The organism is Streptomyces sp. NPDC102283, from assembly GCF_044766265.1.
GTDB lineage: Bacteria > Actinomycetota > Actinomycetes > Streptomycetales > Streptomycetaceae > Streptomyces.
Genome location: NZ_JBIWLQ010000017.1, coordinates 166,256 through 190,925, shown reverse-complemented (window position 1 = coordinate 190,925; position 24,670 = coordinate 166,256). Strand labels below are relative to the sequence as shown.

Annotated in this window: 3 protein-coding genes; 1 reads left to right on the top strand and 2 read right to left on the bottom strand. The window is 69.9% G+C overall.

What is annotated here, in order from left to right; all coding sequences use genetic code 11:
- Window positions 1-132: 132 nt before the first annotated feature.
- Together ACIRJT_RS29415 and ACIRJT_RS29410 are read right to left on the bottom strand one after the other, a co-directional pair.
- A complete protein-coding gene (locus ACIRJT_RS29415; RefSeq protein WP_403914884.1) occupies window positions 133-10,716 on the bottom strand; it encodes an amino acid adenylation domain-containing protein in 10,584 nt (3,527 codons plus the stop codon).
- On the bottom strand, window positions 10,713-24,410 hold the full coding sequence (locus ACIRJT_RS29410) for an SDR family NAD(P)-dependent oxidoreductase (protein ID WP_403914913.1): 13,698 nt from the start codon (window positions 24,408-24,410) through the stop codon (window positions 10,713-10,715). The genes ACIRJT_RS29415 and ACIRJT_RS29410 overlap by 4 nt, the downstream gene beginning before the upstream one ends.
- On the opposite strand from ACIRJT_RS29410, the gene ACIRJT_RS29405 reads away from it, so the two are divergent.
- Entirely contained in the window at window positions 24,354-24,608 is a 255-nt protein-coding gene (locus ACIRJT_RS29405; RefSeq protein WP_403914916.1) for a hypothetical protein, read from the top strand. The two genes, ACIRJT_RS29410 and ACIRJT_RS29405, sit on opposite strands and share 57 nt — an antisense overlap.
- Window positions 24,609-24,670: the final 62 nt, after the last annotated feature.

Below are 24,670 nucleotides of genomic sequence, written 5' to 3'. Positions count from 1 at the left end.
AGCGCCGTAGAGGCCAATCCGCTGTTTCGGGCGGTGGTCCTGTCTCCCGCTCGGCGCGGCGGGTCGCTCGGGGAGGGGCCCGGCCGGACCCGGCCGGGCCCCTCCCCGATGTCGTCGACGGGATGTGCCGGTCTAACCCGGGGTGTTGTCCAACGCTGCCCGGCGCAGCTCCGCGAGGCTCGCTCCGGACCGCGTCACGATCTTCAGCAGCAAGCGCTCAAAGGTCCTGGCCATGGTCTCGACCGTCGTCCTGGTGAACAGGTCGGTGCTGTACTCCAGATAGCCGGCCAGGCCTGCGGGGGTCTCCCGGACGGTCAGGTTGAGGTCGAACTTCGCCACCTCCGTCTCGCCGGGCAGCGGCACGGAGGCCAGATCGGCGACGACCGTGTCGCCCTGGGATGCCGGATCGGCCGGAGGCACGAGGTTGAACATGACCTGGAAGAGCGGGGAGTGGGCCGGGTCCGGCTTCGGTACGAGCTCTGCCGCCAGACGGGTGAACGGGACGTCCTTGCGTCGATGGGCGGCGGCGCTGACCAGCTGGGCCTGTGTCAGGAGCTCGTCGAATCCCTGGTCCGCGGTCACCTCCAGGCGCATCACCAGCAGGTTGACGAAGTACCCGACGAGCGGTTCGAGCTCGGGGCGGGGACGGTTGGTCACCGGTGAACCGATGGCCAGTTCACGGTCGTGGCTGTACTCGCCGATCAGAGTCGCGAAGGCCGACAGAAGCGTCATGTACAACGTGCCGCCGCGCTTCTGGCTGAAACGGCGGAGCTGTCCGAGTACCTCCGGAGGCACCGCCAGCTCGACCGACGATCCCCGGTACGACTTGACCGCCGGCCGTTCGTAGTCGGTGTCCAGCGATATGCACGACGGTAGCCCTGCCAGCTGCGCGCGCCAGTAGGCCAGTTGCTGTTCGCGGGCCGATTCGTCCACGGCACGCCGTTGCCATCGGGCGAAGTCGGTGTACTGGACGGGCAGTTCCCGCAGCGACGGCTCCGTCCCTTGGCTCAACGCCCGGTAGACAAGGTCGAGTTCGGACACGTAGACGCCGGCCGACCATCCGTCGAAGATGCCCCAGGGACGGGTCACCACGACGATGTGCTCGTACTCCGACAGCCTCAGGACGTGCACGCGCAGCATGTACCGGTCGTGGGGGCGGAAGGGCCGGGCCCGTTCGGCTCGGCGCCATTCGGTGACGGCGCTGTCGCCGCTCACGTCCGTGAAGGCGACCGCGAAGCCGGCGGCATCGTTCACCCGCTGACTGATGGTGGAGTCGGCGTCGCGCACATAGCTCGTGCGCAGGATCGCATGACGGTCGACGAGCGCCGCGTGTGCTCGCGCATACGCCTGGCGGTCCAGTCGGCCGATGATCCGCTGGGCCCACTGGACGTTGTCGTACGACGTTCCCACGTGCTCGATCGGGTTGAGGAACCACAGCTCGCCCTGCTGGAAGGCGAGCGGGGCGTCGGTGCCGCCGTCGGTACGGGGCAGCAACGGAACCTCGGGGGCTGCGGTGCTCAGGGAATCCGTCTCCAGGGCCTTGGCCATTTCGCCGATGGTCGCGCCGGCGAGCATCATCTGCAGGGACAGTTCCCTGCCGGTCTCCTGCTTCACGCGGATCGTGAGCCGGGTCGCGAGCAGGGAGTGGCCACCGAGGTCGAAGAAGCCGTCCTGGAGGCCGACGCGCTCCAGTTCGAGGACCTCTTGCACCAGTCGGCACAGGGCCACTTCCATGGGGCTCCGGGGCGCGTCGTAGCTCGCCCTGTGGACATCGGCCTCGTCCGGCGCCGGCAACGCCTTCTTGTCGACCTTGCCGTTGGGCGTGAGCGGCAGCTCTTCGAGCGCCACGAACACATTGGGCACCATGTACTCGGGCACCTTGTTCGCCAGGTACTCCTTGAGGGTGCGGGTCAGCTCCCTGCCGGTCTCCGCGATCTGCGGCACGTTCGCCACATGGGACCGGCGGTAGGGGTCGCGGGCCTGTGCGCGCGGCGGTTCCTCCTTGGCGAAAACCAGGTCGAGCCCGTCCAGCCGGTGCTGGGACCATGTCATCGCGACCTGGTACCCCAGCTCCTCGGCGTACTGGAGCACGGCTTCGAGTTCCCGCACGCGCGCCGCCCCGTCGGGGGACAGGCGGTGGTCGCCGGTGATCGGTTCCACCTGCCGCTGGGCGGGCCATCGGGTCAGGCCCTGGCTCACCCGCACGTCATCGGCGATCCTCGGGTTGGTCAGGCCACTTGCCCCGAATCGACGGTGCCGGCCATCGCGGAGGAGGGTCCGCAGTTCGTCCACGGTACCGACGTCCAGCCACGGCAGGTCGTCCGGTTCCGCCGCGGCGCCCAGGGTCAGCACCACGTCGTAGCGATAGCTGAGCATCTCGTTGTCGCCCGTGCCCCGCTTGACGGCGATGTCCACCGAGCCGATCCGGTCCAGCCTCTCGGGCAGCCGGACGAAGTACGAGGGGCTGACCAGCAGTTCGGTCTCCTGCTGACGTCGGCGCTGCACCTCTCGGTCGAGCGTTCCCGCAGGTATCCGCGCGGACAGGCGGCTGCGCTCGACAGTACACAGATGGGCGGAGTAGAGGTCGAGATTCCTCACATCGCCGAGCAGGATGCGTCCGCCGTCGGCGACGAGGGGCAGCAGGCGCTCGATCACCTCCTCCAAGTAGAGCCGGTTGGGGAAGTACTGCACGACGGAGTTGATGACGACGGTGTCGAACTTCTCCGTGCCGGGCGGTACGGCGACCGAGCGGGCGTCACCCTGGGCGAGGGTCACATGCTTCCAGCCCCTGCGGTCGACGCCACGGCGGACACCGGCCAGGGCCGAGGCGGAAATGTCGAAGGCGTGCACCTCCTCGCAGGAGGACGCGTAACGGAAGAGCAGAAGCCCGGTACCGCAGCCGATCTCAAGGAGCCGCCTGGGGCGCAGTTCCTCGATGCTCCGGACCGTGCCGTCGATCCACTCGCGCATCTCCTCCTCGGGGATGCTCCCGCCGGTGTAACTGCTGTTCCATCCACTGATGTTGAGGTCGTCAGCGGTATCCGTGTCCACGGTCCGGCCCGCGGCGACCGGGTCCGGGTCCGGGTCGTCGGAGTACTGGTCCTCGAAGAGATCCTGCCACTGCCGCAGGCGCTCGGTGTTCTGCTCCCTCGCGATGCCGTCCAGCCAGTTCGCCGTCGGCCGGACGTGGGCGATCAGCTGCTTGGACTCGCCGGCCGACCGTGTGGTGACCACAGCGCTGTGCACCGACGGATGGGCGTGCAGCACCGCCTCGATCTCGCCCGGCTCGACCCGGTGCCCGCGGACCTTGACCTGGTTGTCGATCCTGCCGTGGAACTCCAGGGTGCCGTCGGGCAGCCATCGCGCCATGTCGCCTGTGCGGTACAACCGTGCACCGGCGTCGCCGGTGAAGGGGTCGCGGACGAACCGCTCGGCCGTCAGGTCCGGGGCATTGAGGTAGCCGCGTGCCACGCCGGCCCCGCCGAGGCACAGTTCACCCACCACACCGCGCGGGACCGGTCGCAGGTTCTGGTCGAGCACATACGCGGTCGACTGGGGGATCGGCCTGCCGATCGGGATGACCGCGCCCTCGGCGATGTCCCGCGGGATGACGTGGTGGGTGGCGGCGATGCTGTTCTCCGTGGGGCCGTACCCGTTGACCACGGTCAGGCCGGGGTGTTCCGCGTACAGTCGACGGACGTCCCCGGCCGAGAAGGTGTCGCCCACGACGGCCAGGTAGCGCAGCGGCAGATCCCGGCCGGCCGCGGAGTCCACGAACGCCGGCAGGAAGGCGGACGACAGCAGCATCGTGCTGACACCGGTCCGCTCGACGCAGTCCAGAAGCTGTCCGGGGTCCTTCGAGTCGCCGTCGTGCAGGACCAGGCGACCGCCGGAGACCAGCGGGGTGAGCACCTCCAGCGAGCCGGCGTCGAACGAGATCGATGAGTGGTGCAGTACCACGGTGTTCTCGTCGGCGGAGAAGAACTCCCGGTTGCTCACCAGCCGGACCACACCACGGTGTTCCATCAGTACGCCCTTGGGCCGGCCTGTGGACCCGGAGGTGAAGATGGTGCACGCGAGATGGTCGGGCGTCAGGCCGAGCTCCGCCCGGGACAGGTCGTGTTCCGGCTGAACGGCCAGCACCTGGGTGGCGGGCCCCCTCCCGTCCTCGGCGCGCTCGCCGGTGTCCAGGTGAATCACCTGGGGGCGTCCCTCCTCGGCCGGGCCGCCGAGGAGGGAGTCCGGCAGTTGGGACTGGCCGAGGATGAGGTCGACGCCGGACGACTCGCGGAGAGCACGGATGCGTTCGCTGGGGTATTCGGGATCGATGGGGACATAGGCCCCGCCTGCCTTGAGAATGCCGAGCAGGCCGATCACCGTCTCCGGCGAGCGCCGGACGGACAGTCCGACGAGAGTGTCGGGCCCCACCCCCTGACTGCGAAGGTAGTGCGCCACGCGGTTGGCCCGGGCGTTCGTCTGCGCGTAGGTCAGCCGTTCGTCCCCGTGCTCGACGGCGACCGCTTGAGGCCGCGCCCTGACCTGCTCCTCGAACAGATCGGACAGACACCGGTCGTCGGGGTAGGGCGTGGCCGTGTCGTTCCACTCGATCAGCAGACGGTCGCGTTCGGCCGGGGGCACGATGTCGATGTCGAGTGCCCGAGTGCCCGCTCCGTCGTCCAGAGCGAGGGCGGCCAGCATCCCCGACAGCGCCGCCTCCACGTAGTCGAGCACGGCATCCGGCGACAGGGCCTCGTCGACCTGGGCGTTCAGGGACATCCGGGTTCCGGTGTCGTCGACCGACACGCCGACCGGGTAGTTGGTCCGGTCGAGCCACCCGAGCTGAACGAGGCCCAGGCTCTCCAGGCTCACCGCGGGATCCTGGCCGCTCCGGGGCTCGACGTAGCGGTAGTTGATCAGGGAGCTGAACAGCGTGGCGTCGCTGTCGAGTCCGCTGCACCCCTGGGCGAGGGTCAGGGCGTTCTGCTCATACCTGATCAGATTCCTCAGGCCGGTCTCGACCTCGGTGATGAGGTCCTGGACGCTCCGGTCGCGCAACCGCACCCGTAGAGGGAGGGAGTTGATGAAGTTGCCGAGCATGCGCTCGATGTCGGGAACACCCTGGAGCCGTCCGGACAGGACGGTGCCGAAGACCACGTCGTCGCGCCCGCTGCTGGCCGCGGTCACCAGCGCCCACGCGGCGTGGAAGAGAGTGGCCGGGCTGATGTGCAGACGCTGGGCCTGTGCGCGCAACTCGTCCGTCAGTTCGGCCGGGAGCGGGCGGTGCACATGGCGGGTTCGGCCGGCGTCACCGTGCACATCGACGAGTTGGAACGGCGTGGTCTGTTCCGTGACGTCCCCCAGCTCCGCACGGAAGAACGTTTCCGCGTCGTCGGACGCGAGCTGGTGCAGGGTGTGGCTGACGAAGTCGCGGTAGGCGGCGGGCGTGGCCAACCGGTCCTGGCGGCCGGCCATATGGTTGGCCAGCTCGTCGAAGATGAGCCGCAGCGAGGTGGCGTCCTCGATGAGATGGTGCACGCCGAGCAGCAGGAAGTGACCATCGGAGTGCGGATCGGCGGCGACCACCAGCCGCAGCAGCGGCGCGCGGTCCAGCGGGATGCCGCCTGGCTCGGTCAGCCAGGCGCGGGCCTGCCGCTCGGGGTCCTCGTCGACGTCCAGGGTGCGCCGCTCCACTTCGAGGGGTACCTGGCGCAGGACGACCTGCACCGCCTCGGGCAGCCCCTCGGTGATCACGGCCGTACGCATGACGTCGTGCCGGTCCATCAGCGCCTGGACGGCGGCGACGAAGTCGTCAAGGACCTCCTGGTCCGGGGCACGGAACAGGATGGGGATGACGTAGGGGTCCTGCCCCGGGTCCATCAGGTGATGGAAGAGGATCCCTTCCTGGGACGGCACGAGCGGATAGATGTCCTGCACATTGGGGGCGCCGCCGGACACCTGGCCCACAATGGAGTCGATCTCGGGCTGGGTGAGGCGGACCAGCGGGAGCATGTCCGGGGTGATGCGCTCACACAGCGGAGGCAGGAGATTGGCCGGGACCTCGTGTTCCGGAGCGGTGGAGGTCTCACCGCGGTCCATCCGGGCCGCGAGGGTGGCCAGGGTCGGGCTGTCGAAGATGCCGCGCACGGTGGCGTGGAGCCCGCGTTCCTTGAGCCGCGCGATCAGAAGGGCGATCAGAAGCGAGTGCCCGCCCAGTTCGAAGAAGTTGTCGTCCGCTCCGATGCCGGATTCATCGAGCCCCAGCAGGCCCGCCCAGGCGGCGGCGACGATCCGTTCGGTGGGTGTGCTCAGCGCCGTGCGGGGGCGTTGGGCGTAGGCGTCGGCTCCCGGCGCGGGCAGGGCCTTGCGGTCGAGCTTGCCGTTGCCGGTGACCGGCAGCTGATCCAGCATGACGTAGGCGCTGGGGACCATGTACTCGGGCAGAGTCCGCCGCAGATGACGGACCACTTCGGCGCGCGGGACCGTGCCCCGGGGCGTCCCGTCGGGCCCCTGGGCCCCTCCGTCCGGCACGACATAGGCCACCAGCTGCTTCTCGCCGGGCTGGTCCGCCCGTGCCAGGACGGCGCAGGAGCCGACAGCGGGATGTTCGGCGAGGCGTGCCTCGATCTCACCGAGCTCGATGCGGAAGCCCCTGATCTTGACCTGGTCGTCATTGCGGCCCAGGTACTCCAGTGAGCCGTCCGGCAGCCACCGCGCCAGGTCGCCGGTCCGGTACATGCGCGCCCCGGGTTCACCACAGAAGCCGTCCTCGACGAAACGCTCCGCCGTCAGCTCCGGGCGGTTCACGTATCCCCGTGCCACACCCGCGCCGCCGACGTACAGCTCGCCCACTGCCCCGACCGGTACCGGACGGCGGTAGCGGTCCAGGACATAGGTCCGCAGATCGGGGATCCGGACACCGATCGGGCTCCCCGGCCGCTCCGCGTCCGCCGGCGACAGCGGCCGATACGTCACGTGCACCGTCGTCTCGGTGATCCCGTACATGTTGACGAGATCGACCGACCGGTTGACCTCGCGTCCCATCCACGGCTTCAGCGACGCCACGTCCAGCGCCTCGCCGCCGAACACCACCAGCCGCAAGCTGTGGGGCTCCGCGTCCTCCCCCTGCGCCGCGATCAGCTGCCGGAACGCACTGGGTGTCTGGTTCAGCACCGTCACCCCGGACGTGCGCAGGAGCCGGTGGAACGCGTCCTGATCGCGCGTCGTCTCCTGCGGCACGATCACCAGCCGACCGCCGTACAACAGCGCGCCCCACATCTCCCACACGGAGAAGTCGAAGGCGAAGGAGTGGAACAGTGTCCACACGTCGTGCTCGTCGAAACCGAACCACGGGGCGGTGGAGGTGAACAGGCGCGTCACATTGCGGTGTTCGACGACGACGCCCTTCGGCACCCCGGTCGAGCCCGACGTGTAGATCACGTACGCCGCGTCCGTCTCCGACGCTCCCGACCCCGGCAGATCCTCCGCCGCGAGCTCCGACCACAGTGCCGCGTCCGCCGCGACGTCCACGACGGGGGCGGATGGCGCCCTCAGCTCCGTGGGCAGTCCGCCCTCCGTCACGACCACACCCGGGTCGCTGTCCTTCAGCACGAACGCGAGCCTCTCGACCGGCGAAGCCGGGTCCAGAGGCACATAGGCACCGCCGGCCTTCAACACCGCCAGCACACACACCACCAGCTGCTCACTGCGCGGCAGACACAGGGCTACCAGGACTTCGGGCCCCACTCCCATGCCGCGCAGATGCCGTGCCAGGCGATTCGCGCGGGCGTTCAGTTCACCGTACGAGACGGTACGTCCCTCGTACTCCAGCGCCACCGCACCCGGCGTCCCCGCGGCTACCTTCTCGAACCTTTCGTGGACACGGCCGGGGGTGCTCTCCAGAGCCGGGACGGTGTTCCACTCCTGGAGCACCGTGCGCCGTTCGGCTGCGTCGAGGGCGTCGACCCGGGAGATCCGCTCGTGCGGCTCGGCGACAAGGGCCCGCAGCAGGGCCGCGTAGTTGCGCGCCAGCAGCCGTACGGTTTCGCGGTCGAACATGCCCGTGTCGTACGCGACGGCGCCCACCAGTCCGTCCGCCGTCTCGCGCAGGCTGAGCGAGAGGTCCGAACCTGACGGCGCGAAGTCGAACTCGGTACGGGAGAAGCTCAGGTTCCCCGCCCGTGCACCGCCGTCGGCCTCCGGCTCCCGAAGGGCGAACGCCACCCGGAAGGCGGGCGGGTGGCCGGGCCCGCGCCGCAGGCCGAGCGCGGCCACCACGTCTTCGAAGGGCACGTCGCGGTGGCCGTGGGCCTGGTGCACGACCTCCTTCATTCTCCCGAGCAGTTCGGCGAAGGTCGGGTCGCCGGAGAGGTCGGCGCGCATGACCAGTGTGTTGGCGAGCGGGCCGATGAGGCCCTGGGACCCGGAGCTGTCCCGGTGGGCGTCGGTGGTGCCGATGGTGATGTCCACCAGCTCGCTGTATCGGTGCAGCAGCACCGCGTAGGCCGAGAGCAGTGCCGTGTGAAGAGTGTCGTGACGGTCGGCGCAGAGTGTTCTGATCCGTCCCAGGAGGTCCTGCGGCAGATGGAGCCGCTCGTACGCCTCCTGGTCCGACCTGTTCACGGGCCGGGACCGGTCGGTCGGCAGGGACACATGGGGATCGATCCCGTCGAGCTGCTTCTTCCAGTAGCCGATCTCCCGGGCGCGGGCCTCCTGGGACAGCTTCCGGCCCTGCTCATGGGCGTAGTCCGTGTACTGGAGGGGCAGCGGTTCGAGGGTCGGGGGCCGGCCCTCGCCGTACGCGGCGTACAGAGCGACCGTCTCGCGGAAGAAGACGTCGAGCGACCCTGCGTCGGACACCCGGTGGTGCAGAGTGACGAGCAGGATGTGCTCGTGCGCCGAACTGCGCAGAAGGCTGACCCGGATCGGAGCTTCCCGGGCGGGATCGAAGGGGGCGGCGGCCTCCATCTCGTACACCGGACGCAGCCGGCCCGGGTCGGTCAGCTCCGCCTCGTGGAGCGTGAGTTCCGCGTGATCGCCCATGACCTCGTGAGGAACGCCGTCCCGCACGACGACACGCGTCCGCAGGATGTCGTGGCGCTGGACCAGGGTCTCCAGGGCCCGCACGAGCGCCGCACGATCGAGGGGACCGTTCAGCCGGATCGCCATAGCGCCGTTGCGGTAGGCGCTGTCGCCGTCCTGCCGGACCGGGAGCGAACGGCCGGGCCGGGACAGGAGCGGCCGGGCAGGGGGCTCGAACCGCTCCGGCGAGGGAAGGTCCGTCAGGGCTTTCCCCGCTTCGTCGCACACGGCCGCAAGGACGCGGACCAGATGCCCCGCAAGGCTCTCGACGAAGCTCCGGCTGTACAGCTCGGGCTGGTACGTCCAGTACAGGGTGAGGGCTTCCGCGCTGTTCCACACCTCCAGCGACAGTTCGTACTCGCCCTCCTGGTGCAGCTCGTCGACGAGCCGGTAGGGCCGGTGGGCGCCCTCGATGCCATCGAGCACGTCCTGGTAGACGAACGCCGTCTGGAAGAGCAGAGACCGGCCGGGGGATGCCTCCGAGGCCAGCTCCCGGACCAGCGCCGAGAGAGGAAGGCTGTGCAGCATGTCGTCGGCGACATTCCGTTGGGTGCCGACGACCAGCTCCGCGAACGACGACGACGCCGGAACCGTCACACGGACCGGCACCATGTTGACCAACGGGCCCATGGTGTCGGCGAGTTTCTCACCGCGGCGCTCGTTCACCGCGATGCCGACGACCACTTCGTCCTGTCCGGCGTACGAGGCCAGAGCCGCCGTGTAGGCGGTGAGCAGCGCGGAGGAGAGGAAGACGCGGTGCTCGTCCGCGAGTTGCCTGATCCGTGCGACGAGCTCCGCGGGCACCCGGCAGATGTGGGTGGCGCCGGCGAACGGCTCCTCCACCTCCTGGTGCGGACGGTCGGTGGGCAGGCCGAGAACGGGCAGCGGCCCGGCGAGCCGGTCGCGCCAGTACGGCAGGAGTGCGCGGCTCCGTTCCGGCAGCGTGCGCCGTTCCTCGTCCACGAAGTCGTGGAACTCCGCGCTGCCCGCGACACGGTCGGCCGACGCCGGACGGCGTCCGGCCACCAGCGCCTCGTACGCCTCGAACAGCGAGTTCATCAGCAGCGTCGCGGAGCTGCCGTCGAAGATGACGTGGTGAACGGTGATCAGGACGATCGACTCGTTCAGCGGACGGTCGAACACCCTGACCCGGAAGAGACTCTCCGCGTCGTGCGCCGAAGTGGCGTCCATGGCGAACGGACGCTTGCTCTCACGCCGGATGACGTCCAGCGCCTCCGCGCCGTTCGCGGCACCCGTCAGGTCCACGCGAGCGAAGTCGGGTTCCCGAGCGGGGTCGATCGACTGCTGGGGCGTGTTCCCCTCCCGGTGGATCACGGTGCTGAGCACCGGGTGACGTGCGACCAGAGCCCGGCACGCCTCCTGGAAGACCGACGGGTCCAGGTCCATGACACGGAAGCACAGAGGCACGTTGTACGCGGCCATGTCCGGGTACGCACGCTGGAGTCCCCATAAGCCGGTCTGTGCGTCGGAGAGCGGGTAGGCCCGGGCAGCGGTGCCGGGCGGAACCTGCGGCTGCGGCATCTGCCGCTGCAACGCGCGCAGCCGGTCGGCGACCTCACTGTCGCTGATCCCGCCCGCCTGGTACTCCGCGATGAGGGCGTCGATCCTGTGCTTCACTTTTCGTTCCTGTCTGTGTCGAGGAGCGCGATGGCGTCTTCCAGGGGCAGCTCACCGGTGTGCAGGTCTCCCAGTACCGCCAGGACCTCCGCGCGCACGCTCCCGGTGTGTTCGGAACGGGGCGGTTCCTCGGCCTTGACGGCAACCAGGCGGGCCAGCGCGGCCGAGCGCCAGGCGGCCAGATGGGCCGCCACCTCCGCGATGGTGGTGTGCTCGAAGAGCACGCTGGGCAGAAACGCCGGGTCGACCGTCGCGGTCAGTTCTTCCGTGAGGCCGACGGCGCCCAGTGAGGTCAGCCCCAGCTCGATCAGGCCGGTGTGCAGGCCGATCTCATCGGCCGCCCGTCCCAGACGTGCGGCGACCAACTGCCGCAGGAAGCCGCGCGCCCTCTCTTCGGGTGAGATCCGCGAGCCTGCCGGCTCCGCTGCCCCCGGCTCTGTGGGCAGTGGCTCGCTCTCGGGTACGTACCGCCAGTGGAGGGCATCGAGGCAGGGCTGTCCGGAGACCGAGGTGCCAGGAGCGGCTGATTGCCCGGGCGCGGGAGTGACGCTCTCACCGGATGCCCCCACCCAGTGCCGCCGCCTGGCGAACGGATACGTGGGCAGGTGCAGCCGACGCGGCGTCGTCTCCGCGTACAGGGGACGCCAGTCCACGACGTACCCCCCGGTCCAGAGCTCGGCGATCTTGTCCCAGGCACCCTGGGCCGCCCAACGGGCGACCAGTTCCGTGCGCAGGTCGTCCTCGTCGAGCAACCGCGACTCCGGAACCTGTCCTCCCTCCCGGCCCCGCCACACGTTGCCGACGCCCACATCGGTACCGCGCGCCAGGGCGCCGAGGGCGTCCTTCACCTCGTCCAGGTCGTACGCGAGGATCACCGCGCGCTCCGACAACGCCACGCGGCCCGTCTGGAGGGTGTAGGCCAGCGCCGACGCGTCCACCGCCATGCCGTCCTTCGACTCCAGGAAGCGCAGCAGCTTCTCGGCGTAGGCACGGAGGCGTTCGCCGTCCGTCGCGGACAGCGGTACGAGCACGGGTCCCGGCGTGCCGTTTCCGTACCCCGGCACGCCGGCCTTCCGGGGCGCCTCCTCCAGGAGGACGTGGGCGTTGGCGCCCGTGGCGCCGAAGGCGCTCACCCCGGCCCGACGCGGCGCCGCCGCCGGCCCGGTCACGTCCACCGTCCACTCCTCCAGCTCGGTCTGGAGGCGGAACGGCGAGTTGTCCAGGTCGAGGTAGGGGTTGGGCCGCTCCGCGCGCACCATGGGGGTCAGTGTCGCGTGGTGGAGCTGGAGCGTTGCCTTCGTGAGAGCGCTGATCCCGGCGGCAGCCTCCGCGTGGCCGATGGCGGATTTGACCGAGCCGAGCGCGCAGAACCGCTTGGCGCCCGTTCGTTCCTCGAACACCTTGCGCAGCGCCTGGACCTCGATGAGGTCGCCGATCTCCGTACCCGTGCCGTGGGCTTCGAGGTAGCCGAGCGAGGCGGGGTCGATCCCGGCGCGGTCCAGGCAGTCCTCGATGAGGGCCGCCTGTGCGGCCACTGACGGAGTCCGCGGTCCGGGGGTCCTGCCGGAGTGGTTGACCGCGGTTCCCTTGATGACCGCGTAGATGTCGTCGCCGTCCGCGATGGCCGAGCTCAGCGGCTTGAGGAGCACAGCCCCCACGGCCTCGGCCGGAACATAGCCGTCGGCACCGGCGCCGAACGACCGCGCGGGCGTGTCGCTCGCGAGCAGCTCCAGCGCCCCGTACGCCCGGTACTTGGCCGGGTGCAGGGAGAGGTTCACGCCGCCCGCGAGTGCGGCGTGGCATTCGCCGCGCCGCAGGCTCTCCACGGCCAGGTGCAGAGCGCTCAGCGAGGAGGCGCAGACCGTGTCGACGGCCATGGAGGGGCCGTTGAAGTCGCAGAAGTGCGAGACCCGGTGAGCGATGGACGCGGAGTTGAGCGACAGAGGGGCAGGCCCGACCCCGTCGGCGGCGTCGTGCTGCACCAGGACGTAGTCCTGGTGCATCACCCCGACGAAGACGCCGACCGCTCTGCGCGGTCCGCGGACCGTGGTCCCGGTGAGACCGGCCGGGGTGTACCCGGCGTCCTCCATGGCCTCCCAGCACACCTCCAGGAACATCCGTTCCTGCGGGTCGAGCTGGGCGGCCTCGTCCGCCGGAACACCGAAGAAGTCGGCATCGAAGCAGTCGACGTCGTCCAGGAACCCACCCCAGGAGGCCATCGTCCGCCCGGACGGGGTGCGCTTGCCCCGGAAGGTGTCACGGGGCCAGCGGTTCTCGGGAACCTCGGTGACACAGTCGCGTCCGGCCTTCAGGTTCTCCCAGAACTCGGTGACATCGCCCGCCTTCGGGTACCGGCCGCCGAGCCCGACGATGGCGATGTCTCCCGGACCGGTTTCCCGGGCCGGTGCGGCGGATCGCTCGGCGACCTGAGCACCGGGCACGGACGGTTCGTCGCGCACCGCCCGTCCGGGCGACGGGTCCGGCGCCTCCACGGCCGGGACGGCCGGGCCGTGGAGCTCCACGATGTGGGCGGCCAGCCCGGCCACTGTCGGGTGTTCGAACAGCGACGTCGGTGACAGCCTCGCGCCCAGCCGCGACCCGATCTCCGGTGCCATCTGCAGCAGGGCGGCCGAGTCCAGACCTAGCTCGTAGTAGCTCGTGTGGGTGTCGACCTGCTCGGCCGGAACCCCGATCCGGGCGGCGACGACCGAGGCGACGACTCCGGCCGTATCCCCCGCCGAGACCACGTCGGCATGGGCTTCTACGCCGCCCGCGAGCGGGCCGGGTTCGACCGGTACCTCACCGAAGCGCACGGGGTCGATGTGTCCGGCGTCCCTCACTGCCTTCGTGACAAGGTTCCTCAGCTCGCCGGTCCTGCGCCCCTCGGAATCGAAGAACTCCAGGGCCAGGGTGAACAGTTCGTCCCGGCGTGTGACGGAGTCACGCCGTACTCGCGTGTAGCAGGAACGCCCCAGCCGCGCGCCGGCCCGGAACGGGCCGTAGTGGATCGGGAGGAACAGGCGCCGCTCGGCGCTCTCCGAGTCGTCGTCGGCCCTCCCGTCGAGGAGCGCCATCTCGCTCGCGGCCACGGCGCTGCCGTCGATGAGGGCGGGGTGGAACAGCCGATGCGGGCCGTCGTCCGCCGCGCGCTCGTCGAGGGCCACTCGCAGCCAGACGTCCTCGGGCGTGACGTACGCCGCGCCGACCGTCTTCATGAGGTTCGAGTGGACGAGTCCGTCGGCGCGGAAGGCCCGATAGACCTCTTCCAGGTCGCGGGCCCGCCCGTCGTCGGCGCGCAGCACTTCCAGTACCTCGGCCGGGATCTTCGTGGCGTCGACGGCGGCGTGTCCCGTCCGCCGCATCTCGGCCGTGATGTAGGGCAACGCAGCCTCTTCGGAGCCGTGGGACGCCACAGCGGTCACGGTGATCCGCCAGCTCGCCGCCCCGTCGGCACGTGCCTCGACCTGGATGTCCACCGCACGGCCGGCGTCCACGGACAGCGGTCGGTAGATCGTCAGCTCCTGGAGAGTCAGCTCGGTGTACGGCACATCGGGGGCGAACTCCTCGAAGCAGCCGTACAGCAGGTCGATCCACGCCAGTCCGGGCAGCAGACGCCGACCGTGGACGCGATGGCCGTCGACAACCGCGTCCCCCGCGTCGATGCGCCGGGTCAGCACCAGCGGCTGTGCGACACCGCCGAGAGCCATGCCTGTCCGTTGGTCGCGGCGCTCGAGTGCGGGAAGCGGCACCGGGCCGCGCGGCCCGGGGCGGCCACGTCCGAGGACCACGTGCGCGTTCGTACCGCCGTCGGCGAAGCTGCTCAGCGACGCGTAGCGCAGGTCCACCGGCGCGTAGGCCCGGGGGAAGGCCAGACGCCCGGGGTCGATCGCGTGGTGCTCCATGGGTTCTTCGCCGGACAGGAACGGCACCGTCCGCTGGTGGTGCAGCATGAGAACGACCTTGATGAACGCCGCGATGCCTTCGGCGCACAGCGGGTGGCCGATGTTGGGCTTCATCGAGCCGAGGTCCAGCGGAGAGGTCCGGTGCTCGCAGTAGACCGCCTCGATGGCCTTGAGTTCGAGGAGGTCGGTCAGCTCTGAGCCCGAACCATTGACGTCCAGGTGTCCGACCTGGTCCGGCCGGACACCCGCCCGCCGCAGCGCTTCGCCCATGACCTGCTTCTGGGCTGCCAGGTTCGGGGTCGCGGGTCCGGCGGTGCGGCCGTCGTTGTTGAGGGCCATGCCCTCGATCACGGCGTACACCGTGTCGCCGTCCCGCTCGGCCCGGTCCAGTGGCTTGAGAACGACGACGCCGGCGCCCTCCCCCAGGACGACACCGTCGCCACGGCGGTCGAAGACGTGGAATTCTCCGTTCTCACGCAGCAGTCCTCGGCGGCGGAAGAGCTCGTGGGCAAAGGTGTCCGTCAGCAGACTGACGCCCGCCACCAGCGCCAGGTCGGCCGAGCCCGTCGCCAGCGCGTCGGAGGCCGTCTGCATCGCCACCAGGGAGGAGGAGCACGCCGTGTCGATGACCATGGCGGGACCGTGCCAGTTGAAGAACTGGGAGACGTTGGCCGCGAGGTAGTTCTGTCCGACCGTCATGATCGGGTTGCGGGCCCCGTCCACGAGAGCGTCGTCCGTCCGGTGGGAACCACGTGCACCGACGTACACACCCGTGCGGGTGCCGTCCAGCTCCTGGGGGTGGTAGCCGGCGTGGTGGAGCGCCTTCAGACTCTCCTCGAGCAGCACCAGTGCCTGCGGATCCATGGCGCGGACGTCCTCGGGACGCAGCTTGAAGTATCCGCCGTCGAAGCCGAAGACATCGTCGACCAGTCCGGCGTGAGCACCGTCCGGGAGCGTCCAACGGCTGTCGGGAACCTCGCGGATCGCCGAGCGTCCCTGGCTGAGCAGCTCCCAGTAGGAGTCGATGTCCGGGGCTCCGGGCAGCCGGGCGGCCATGCCGATGACGGCGACGGCTTTGTCACGCCCATGGCCACCACCCGTGGTCGTCGCGGTCCGCTCGGACGGCCTGGCGGGGTGTGAGGAGTCGGCGGACGGTGTGTCCCGCGCGTCCGCCACCGGCGCGCCCTCGGCCTCGGCCGGTTGCGGCTCGGCGCCGAACTGTGCGGCGACCACCGTGGGCTCCGCGCTCAGCAACCGCGCCGCGAGTTCGCTCAGGGTCGGGTACTCGAGCAGGGTCGCGGGGTCGAGGGTGATGTCCAGGTGCTGCTGGATCCGCTGGAGGAACTGGGCGAGCAGGACGGAGTCGGCCCCGTAGTCCGCGTAGGAGGTGTCCTCGTCCAGCTTCCCGGGTTCGAGCCCGAGCTGGCCTTCGAGAGTACTGCTGAGGAAGGCGACGAGCCTCCCCCACGTCTTTCGGTCGTTCCGCGACGGCTCGGGCGTCACGGGGGCGGCGGGCGCGGGCGTCCCCACCTCACCGGTCCGTGCCGCGCCCGCCGGCCGGCGGGCGTCGAGGAGCGAACCGGGTTCGAAGCGGCCGGCGTCGACGCGGACCGGCATGACGACGGGGCCGCGCGGCGTGGTGAGGATGTCGTCAAGGAACATCGTGCCTTCGTCATCCGTGATGCTGAGCAGCCCGGTGTCGGTGTATGCCTGGCTTCTGACCTCACCGAAGCCGGTCTCGCGCCAGCTGGGCCACTGGATGCTCGTCATCGGCAGGTCCGCGCCATACGCCTGTGCGAAGTAGTCCATGAACGCGTTGCCCATCGCGTAGTCGCTCTGGCCGACGCCCAGTGCGGGGATCGCGGCGGCGACCGAGGAGAACAGGAGGACGAATTTCAGCGCCCGCCGGTCGAGAGCGGCCAGCAGATTCCTGGTGCCGTCGATCTTCGGTGAGACGACCCGGGCGATGTCGGCGACGGGCTTGCGGACGAACGCGGGGTTGCGTGTGTCGACCAGGCCCGCGGCATGGATGACCCCGGTGATCCGTCCGAGCGTCGACTCGACCGTCGCTATGCCGGCGATGACCTCGTCGGCGCGGTCCAGAGGCAGTGCGAGGACTCGTACCTCGACACCCGCCGCCTCCAGCTCCAGGACAGCGGCGATCTTGTCGCGTACCGAGGGCGGGCAGGCGTCGGGGGTGGCCCACAGATGGCGTGGAGGCAGCGGCTCCCGGCCTGTGAGGACCAGTCGCCGTACGCCGTAGTGGTCGACCAGGTGCCTGGCGCAGAGGAGCCCGAGGCCGCGTGTGCCTCCGGTCACCAGGAGGACCTCGTCGGGAGCGAAGACCGGCCGGGCCGTCCGCGCGCCTCGCGGTGCCGCCTCGGCCAGTACGGGGGTCAGGCGGACTCCGGCGCGGTAGCAGACCTCCACGTCACCGGAGTCGTCCGTGAGCTCGCGATGGATGACAGCCGCGTCCTCGGCATCACTGCGCACGGCGGGGTCCAGGTCGGCGTGGCGCGAAGTGAGACCCCGGTACTCGCTGCCGAGCATCCGGTGGAGCGCTGCCCGCGCTCCGCCGGCGGGGTTCACCTGGTGACCGGCGTACTCCCGGCCGTGGGTGTCCGGTGATTCCAGGCCACGCGTCACGAACAGCAGGCGGATGTCACGGGACGCCTTGTGCTCAAGGGCGCTCTGCAGGAGGGACACCGCTGCACGACCGGACGCCTCCGGTTCGGCGAGCGAGCCGGTGCCCGGGTCGTCGGCTATTCCGGTGAGATCGATCCAGGCGGTACAGGTTCCGATGTGGCGTTCGAGGACCGCCTGGGCGTCGGGGTCGGATGTGTCCAGCAGTGTGGCGTCGTCGAACCGCTGCGCAAGTTCCCCGGCGAGCCTCGTCGTCGCCCCGTTGTGCAGGACGATGACGGAGAAGTGCCGCGCCCGTCCGGCGCCCAGCGCGGTCCCCTGCCACCGCTTGGTCAGGAACAGCGTCGTACCGGGCCCGGTCCGGCGCTCCGGCCCGGCCTCCGTGCGCTGTGCTCCCGCCGGGGCGGGCGGGGGTGTGGGAGCGGCCGGGGCCGTCTCGGGTACCCAGTACCGTTCACGGGCGAAGGGATAGGTCGGCGCACTGATCCTGCGGGGCGTGGGGCCCGTGGGGGCGTACAGTTCGCGCCAGTTCGGTGCCGCACCGCGCGACCACAGTTCGGCGAGCCTGTCCAGACCGCCGTGCTCCATCGGTCCATCGACGGGCGCCGCTGCCGGCATCGGCGGCAACGCCCCGCTGCCCTGTCTGGCATTGCCCCGGTACAGCCCATCGACGGACTCGTCACCCGCCACATACCGCTCCAGCTTCTCGGCGAGCGTCCGGAAGGAGTCCGCGACGACACCGAGGCGCTCCTTCATGGCCTCGCGCCCGCTCTGTAGCGTGTAGGCAAGGTCCGCTGGAGTGGTCCTCCGCCTGGTCCCGGCGGACTCCGACTCCTTTTCGCGCGCGAAACGCAGCAGTTCACCGGCGTACGCCCGCAGGCGGTCCTCGTTCTTGGCGGAGAGCGTGAACAGCAGGGGCTCGTGCGCGACCGCGGCCGGTGCCGGACGCCGGTCCACGTACTCGGCCACTATCAGATGGGCGTTGGAACCACCGGCGCCGAACGACGAGACTCCGGCGATTCGGGGGTGGGTACGCCCGTCCAGCACGGGCCGTTCCCAGTTCCGCAGCTCCTGGTTGACGACGAACGGCGTACGGGTGAAGTCGATGTTCGGGTTCAACGTCGCGGAGTGCAGTGAAGGGGCGATCTGGCCGTGCTCCATCTGGAGCAGCACCTTGGTGAGCCCGGCGATCCCGGCCGCGCTCTCGCAGTGGCCGATGTTGGACTTGGCCGAACCGAGGTAGCAGAACTGGCCGTCGCCGTCCTCGGTACCACCGGCGGCGGTCCTGAACGCTTGGTTCAGCCCGGTGACCTCGATGGGGTCGCCGAGAGTGGTTCCGGTGCCATGCGCCTCGACGTAACTGACGGCCCTGGGATCGACCTCGGCCTCGCGCAGCGCACTGTGGATCGCGGCCTGCTGGGCACGGGGGTTGGGCACCGTGTAGCCATTCGTGCGCCCGCCGTGGGACATGGCGCTGCCCTTGATCACCCCGTAGATGTGGTCGCCGTCGCGCTCCGCGTCGTGCAGCGGCTTCAACAGGGCGACACCGACGCCCTCGCCGGGGATGTAGCCGTCCCCACCGATGCCGAAGCTCTCGCAGTGCCCCTTGCTGGAGATGAACTGCCCCGCGCTGAGGGCCAGATACTTGTTCGGGTGCACGGTCACGTTCACACCGCCGGCGAACGCCAGCTTGGTACGGCCCTGGCGCAGATCACGGCAGGCCAGATCCACCGCGGTGAGCGAGCCGGAGCACATGGTGTCCACGGTCATGCTGGGCCCGTGCAGATTCATCACGAAGGAGACGCGGTTGGCGATGCTCGCGTAACTGCTGCCGAGCGGACTGGGGTTCCCTCCTGCGGACTCGGCACCCGGGAACAGCAGCTGGTACTGCCCCCACATCACACTCGCGTAGACACCGATCTGGCCCTCGCCGGCCTCGTGGTCCGTACGCCGCAGCCGCTCACGCGTGTACCCGGCGTCCTCCATCGCTGTCCAGGCGTGTTCCAGGAACAGCCGCTCCTGAGGATCCAGGTGCTTGGCCTCGCTCGGCGATATGTTGAAGAACAGCGGATCGAAGCGGTCGACCTCGGCGATGAATCCGCCCCACCGGCTGTAGTGGCGGCCGGGCACCGTGCGATCGCCGGAGTAGTACGCACGCCAGTCCCACCGGTCCTCGGGAACCTCGACGACGCAGTCGCGCCCCTCTCGCAGGTTCTGCCAGTACTCGCGCAGGTCACGGGATTCGGGATAGCGCCCGGACAGACCGATGATCGCGATGTCCAGCGCGGTGGACGAGCCCCGTACGGGAACAGGCACGGGGACGGACACCCTGGTGTCCTCGCTGGCCTTCTCCGCCTCGGATGCCACGACGGGCTGCACGACGCTCACGGCGGCGGGGGCCGCCACGGAGGCTGGGGGGGCAACCGTTCCCTCGGACGGCGCGAACATCGCGTCCAGCGAGGACCGGTGCTGCGCGATGAAGTACGCCCCCAGCTCCGCGAGGGTGTGGTATTCGAACAGCAAAGTCTTGGAAAGCGAGCCGAACGACCTCTCCAACGCGGCGGTCAGCTCGGTCGCCAGTATCGAGTCCATGCCGTAGGAGCCGAGCGGCTCGTCCACGTCGATGTCGCTCGCCGGTACCTCGGTGACCCGCGAGAACTTCTCCTGGAGGAAGGCCATGGTCCGTGCTTCCAGCCCGCGGTCATCGCGCTCGGGCGCGCGCTCAGGCTCGCGTCCGGCACCGTTGGATCCACGCGCCACGCCGGCGGCCGATGCCTGCCAGTCCTGGTCGAGATCCAGGAGGGCGCGCATGCGCTCCTCCTCCCCCGCCGCCACGACCACGTGGGGCTCGCCGCTGTCGAGAGCCCGGTGGAAGGCCCGAATGCCGTCCTCGGTCGTCATGGGGAGCAGCCCACTGCGCACGCGCAGGGCGCGCTGGGTGGCCGCGTCGGTGCCCATGCCACCGCTCTGCCACAGCGGCCAGCCGATGGCGACCGTACGGCCGCTGCGCCGACCCGCCTCGACGAGTGCTCCGCGGTGCCGCGCGAACTCGTCGAGGAAGGCGTTGGCGACGGCGTAGTCGCCCTGTCCCACACTGCCGGTCGCCCCCATGATGGAAGAGAACAGCACGAAGAAGTCCAGATCCGTGTCCTTGGTCGCCTGGTCCAGACTGTGGCACCCGGCGAGCTTCGGCGTCAGCACGCGACGGAACTCCGCTACGGGCTTCTTCACCAGGAAGCTGTCGTGGATCACGCCCGCGGAGTGGATGACACCGTGCAGCCCGCCATGGCGCCGGGTCAGTTCGGCGACGAGTTCCTCGGTCGCGTGCTCGTCGGAGGCGTCCAGGGAGTGGTACTCGGCCTTCGCGCCCAGGGCACGCAGGGATGCCAGCCCCGTCTCCTGGGCCGGACCGTGGAAGGACCGGCCGGTCAGGCAGATCACCGCATCCTTCACCCGGCGCGCGATCTCCTCGGCGAAGATCAACCCCAGGCCGCCGGCACCACCCGTGATGAGATAGACACCTCCGGTGCGCCACTGTGCCGGCCGCGCCGCTGCCTCGGCGAGTGGTTCCCAGCCGAGGACTCTGCGACGGCCGTCCCCGTAGCGGATCTGCCGGTCCTCCGGCGCGCGACTGTCCTCCTCCAGCCTCTCGATCAGGTACGAGGCAGGGGAGTCGGCGGGTACCGCGAGAACCTGTCCGGTGAAAGCGGGGTTCTCCAGCTGAGCCGTCCTCAGCAGTCCGGAGAGGGCCTGGTGCAGGGCCGACTCGCCGTGCGAGGGCGTCAGGACCTGAAGGAGTACCGAGCCCTCGGATCTGTCGAGCAGGAGGCCCTTGAACACACGGAGCAGTTCCAGCGCCTGGGCCGTGACGGCCTCGGCTCCCGGTGCGGCGGTGGCGATGTCCTCGGGCGGCTCCAGAAAGGTGAGGTGAGGTGCGCGTGTGCGCAGGTCCTCCAGCCGATCCTCGAAGCCGCAGGCGAGAACCAGGCGCAGCGTGCGCCCCCGGCCCGCGCCCGGTGACGGCGCGCCGGAGGTATCGGCCGGCTTCTCCCTCCATACCGGCTGGAACAGCGTCACCTCCTTCGCGGTCGCGGTCCTGGATGATTCCGTGGTCTTCCGCATGGAGTAGCCCCGTAGAGTCGCGAAGATGTTGCCCTGCTCGTCGCAGAGGTCGAGGTCCCACCGCCGTACCGGGCTCGCTGGACCCGGAACCTCACGGATCCATGCGTAGGCCGACGCAGGGGTGGCGCCGAAGACTTCCAGACGATCGAGCGCAAAGGGCAGGGATGTGTTCCAGGGCCCGTTCCCCCGGGCCGCCCGGGCCTCGGAGGCCAGCGTCGCCTGAAGCGCGCCGTCGAGCATGCTGGGGTGCAGAACGAAGTCCTGTCGGGTGTCCGCAACGGCGTCCGGGAGTACGAGGAGGGCCAACAACTCACCGTCGCCCAGTCGGATGTCGCGCAGGGCCCGGTGGGTGTCGCCGTAGTCCAGTCCGGCGTCGTGCAATGTCTCGTAGTAGTCCTCGACGGCGAAATCAGCCTGCTGCGTACGGGACTTGAGCGTCGCGATGTCCAGGAGCGGCGGCGGGGCCGTCGCGCGCCCGCGCGATCCCCTACCCCGTGAATGGACCACGTGCGTTCCCGCAGAGGTCTGGCCGGTGCTCACCTCGTACGTCACCCGCTGGTCAGCGCTGCTCCCCTCGCGGTCGGGGACACCCCCCTCCCGCGTCAGAACTGTGCGGACCGTGCGGTTCTCGGCGCCGACGACGATGGGCCGCGCCCATACGACGTTCTCCAGACACAGCGTCGCGTTCGGATCGTCCGTTCCGGGCAGCGTGCGGTCGACGGCCGCGCGCGCCATCTCGAGGTAGGCGACGGCGGGCAGCACGTGCTTGCCCCTCACCTTGTGGTCGCGCAGAAAGAAGTCGCGGGCTCCGACCTCGGATTCGAAGGCGAGGTGGTCCGCACCGGGGTGCCCCGGGGAGGATCCGGACTCGCGCGGGAGCAGCGGACGCCTCCTGCGCTCGCGGGTCCCGTCGGCGTCGGCCGTTTCGAGGTCGAGCCAGTAGGGCTTCCTGGCGAAGGCGTAGGCGGGCAGCGGCACGCGCCGCGGCCGTGCGACGTCTGCGTAGAGCCGGTCCCAGTCCACCTCCTCGCCCCGAACCCAGGCGACCGCCAGCTGTTCGGCGTCGGTGGCCGTGGTAGCGGCCGGGGCCCTCTCGCCCTTCCTCCATGCTCGCCTACGGCCGCGCAGGACGGTGGGCGGCAGCGGGACGGCACGTGACGCCACGCCCTCCAGGAGTGATGCGAGCGAAGCCACGTCCGTGGGCATCAGGCACAGCCGCTCGGTCAGCGCCTCTCGGCCCACCTGGGTCGTGTACGCCAGGTCCATGAGGTCGGCGTCGGTGAGCGGGCGGCCGGCGGTCCCCTCGGACCGCAGATGGGCCAGGAGGAGCTCCGCCTGCGTGACGAGTTGGGCTTCGCTCTCCGCCGAGAGGACGACCACCTGCCTGGGACCGCCGGTGAGCGGGGCGGGCTCCCTGTCCTCGGCGGTCCTCAGTCGGTGTCCGAGGGCCGGAGGTTCGGCGACGATGACATGGGCGTTGCTGCCGCCCGAGCCGAAACTGCTGACTCCGGCCAGGCGTGTCGGCCGGTTACCGGGGTCCCAGTCCCTGAGCCGGTCCACAACGGAGAAGGGCGTCCCGTCCAGGGCGATCTGAGGGTTGCGCCGCGTGTAGTGCAGGGTGGCGGGCAGCTTTCCGTGCCGGATGGACAGCACGGTCTTGACCAGTCCGGTGATGCCCGCCGCTGCTTCCAGGTGGCCCAGGTTCGTCTTGACGGATCCGATGGCACAGGGCGCGACGCTGCCGGCGAAGGCCCGGGTCAGCCCCTGGAGCTCGATCGGATCGCCGAGTGGGGTGCCGGTCCCGTGCGCCTCGACGTAGCTGATGTCGGACGGGGTCACCCGGGCGTCGGCCAGCGCCGCCTCGACCAGGCCCGCCTGCATGGCGGCGCTGGGTACGGTCAGCCCGCCCGCCTGGCCACCGTGGTTGGTGGCGCTCCCCTTGACGACCGCGTACACGTGGTCGCCCTCCGCGAGTGCCGTGGCGAGCGGCTTGAGCAGCAGGACAGCACCGCCCTCGGAGCGCACGTAGCCGTTGGCCGACTCGTCGAACGTCTTGCAGAGACCGTCTGGCGACAACATGCCGGCCCGGTGATAGGCGATGCTGTTCGCGGGATGGCACAGGACGTTGACACCGCCGACCAGGGCTGTCTCGCACTCCCCCGAGCGCAGCGCGCGCACGGCGGTGTGAACAGCCACCAGGGAGCTGGAGCACGCCGTGTCCAGCTGGACACTCGGGCCGCGCAGGTCGAAGAAGTACGAGACGCGATTGGCGATCACGGCCGTGGCCGTGGCCGCTCCGCTCTGCGCGCGCGGGATGATTCGCTCGGTGTCCAACACCCGCTGGTAGTCCGAGCCGCTGGCGCCGACGAACACTCCCATCGGTGCGCCCGCGACCTTGCTCGGTGGATATCCCGCGTCCTCCAGACAGGCCCAGGACAGTTCCAGCATCCATCGCTGTTGCGGGTCCATGAGGTGTGCTTCGCGCGGGGTGATACGGAACAGGGCCGCGTCGAAGCGCCTTGCGTCGGTGACGAAGCCGCCGCGGTCGATGCCCGGGTGTGTGCTCGGACCGATTCCGTCGGGCCACCGCCAACGGCCTTCGGGCAGCGTCCCGACCGCGCTGCCGCCCCCTTCGAGGAGCCGCCAGAGACTGGTGGCGTCCTCGATGCCGCCGGGTAGCCGGCAGGCCATGCCGATGATCGCGACATCGCGGGAGCCATCGTCGCCTCGCGCAGCACCACGCTCTTCACCTGCCCCTGCTGCGGGGGCGGGGAGCGCGGTGGCGGACCGGATCGGCGGGGATTCCTCATCCCTCAGGCCGTCAAGATGCTCGATGATCCGTGCGCCTGTGTTGTGCTCGAAGAAGAACAATGCTTCAACGGATATTCCGTACCGACTCTGGATCTTCTCCTGCAGGTCCAGGAGGCTCGCGGAGTCAAAGCCCAGCTCGAACAGCGGACTCTCTAATAAATGCTGGGCTTCTTCACAGACCTGGACCCCGAGTATGGCACGAAAGAATTCATGCATGTCGTCGGCGAGCTGATCCGTCGCAGGGATGTCCGCAACCATGCCGGAGGCGTCCTGAAGAGTTTCCTGAATCCGTTTCGCACGGTGCGGCAGATCGTATGTGACAAGGACACCGTTCCCACCGTTGACGAGATCAGCGGGCCGATACCCCGGTACGAGGTGACGGATTTGCGCCCCGTGCAGCTGATGCATACGTAAAACGGTGTCCAGACAGCGCCCCTGCGCATTGGTCGCCCGTATGTAGGCCCGGAGATCCATGT

Excerpts from the sequence above, each read along its gene's own strand:
- ACIRJT_RS29410 (WP_403914913.1), bottom strand. The coding sequence starts at position 24,410 with ATGCATGAATTCTTTCGTGCCATACTCGGGGTCCAGGTCTGTGAAGAA.
- ACIRJT_RS29405 (WP_403914916.1), top strand. The coding sequence starts at position 24,354 with ATGCTGGGCTTCTTCACAGACCTGGACCCCGAGTATGGCACGAAAGAA.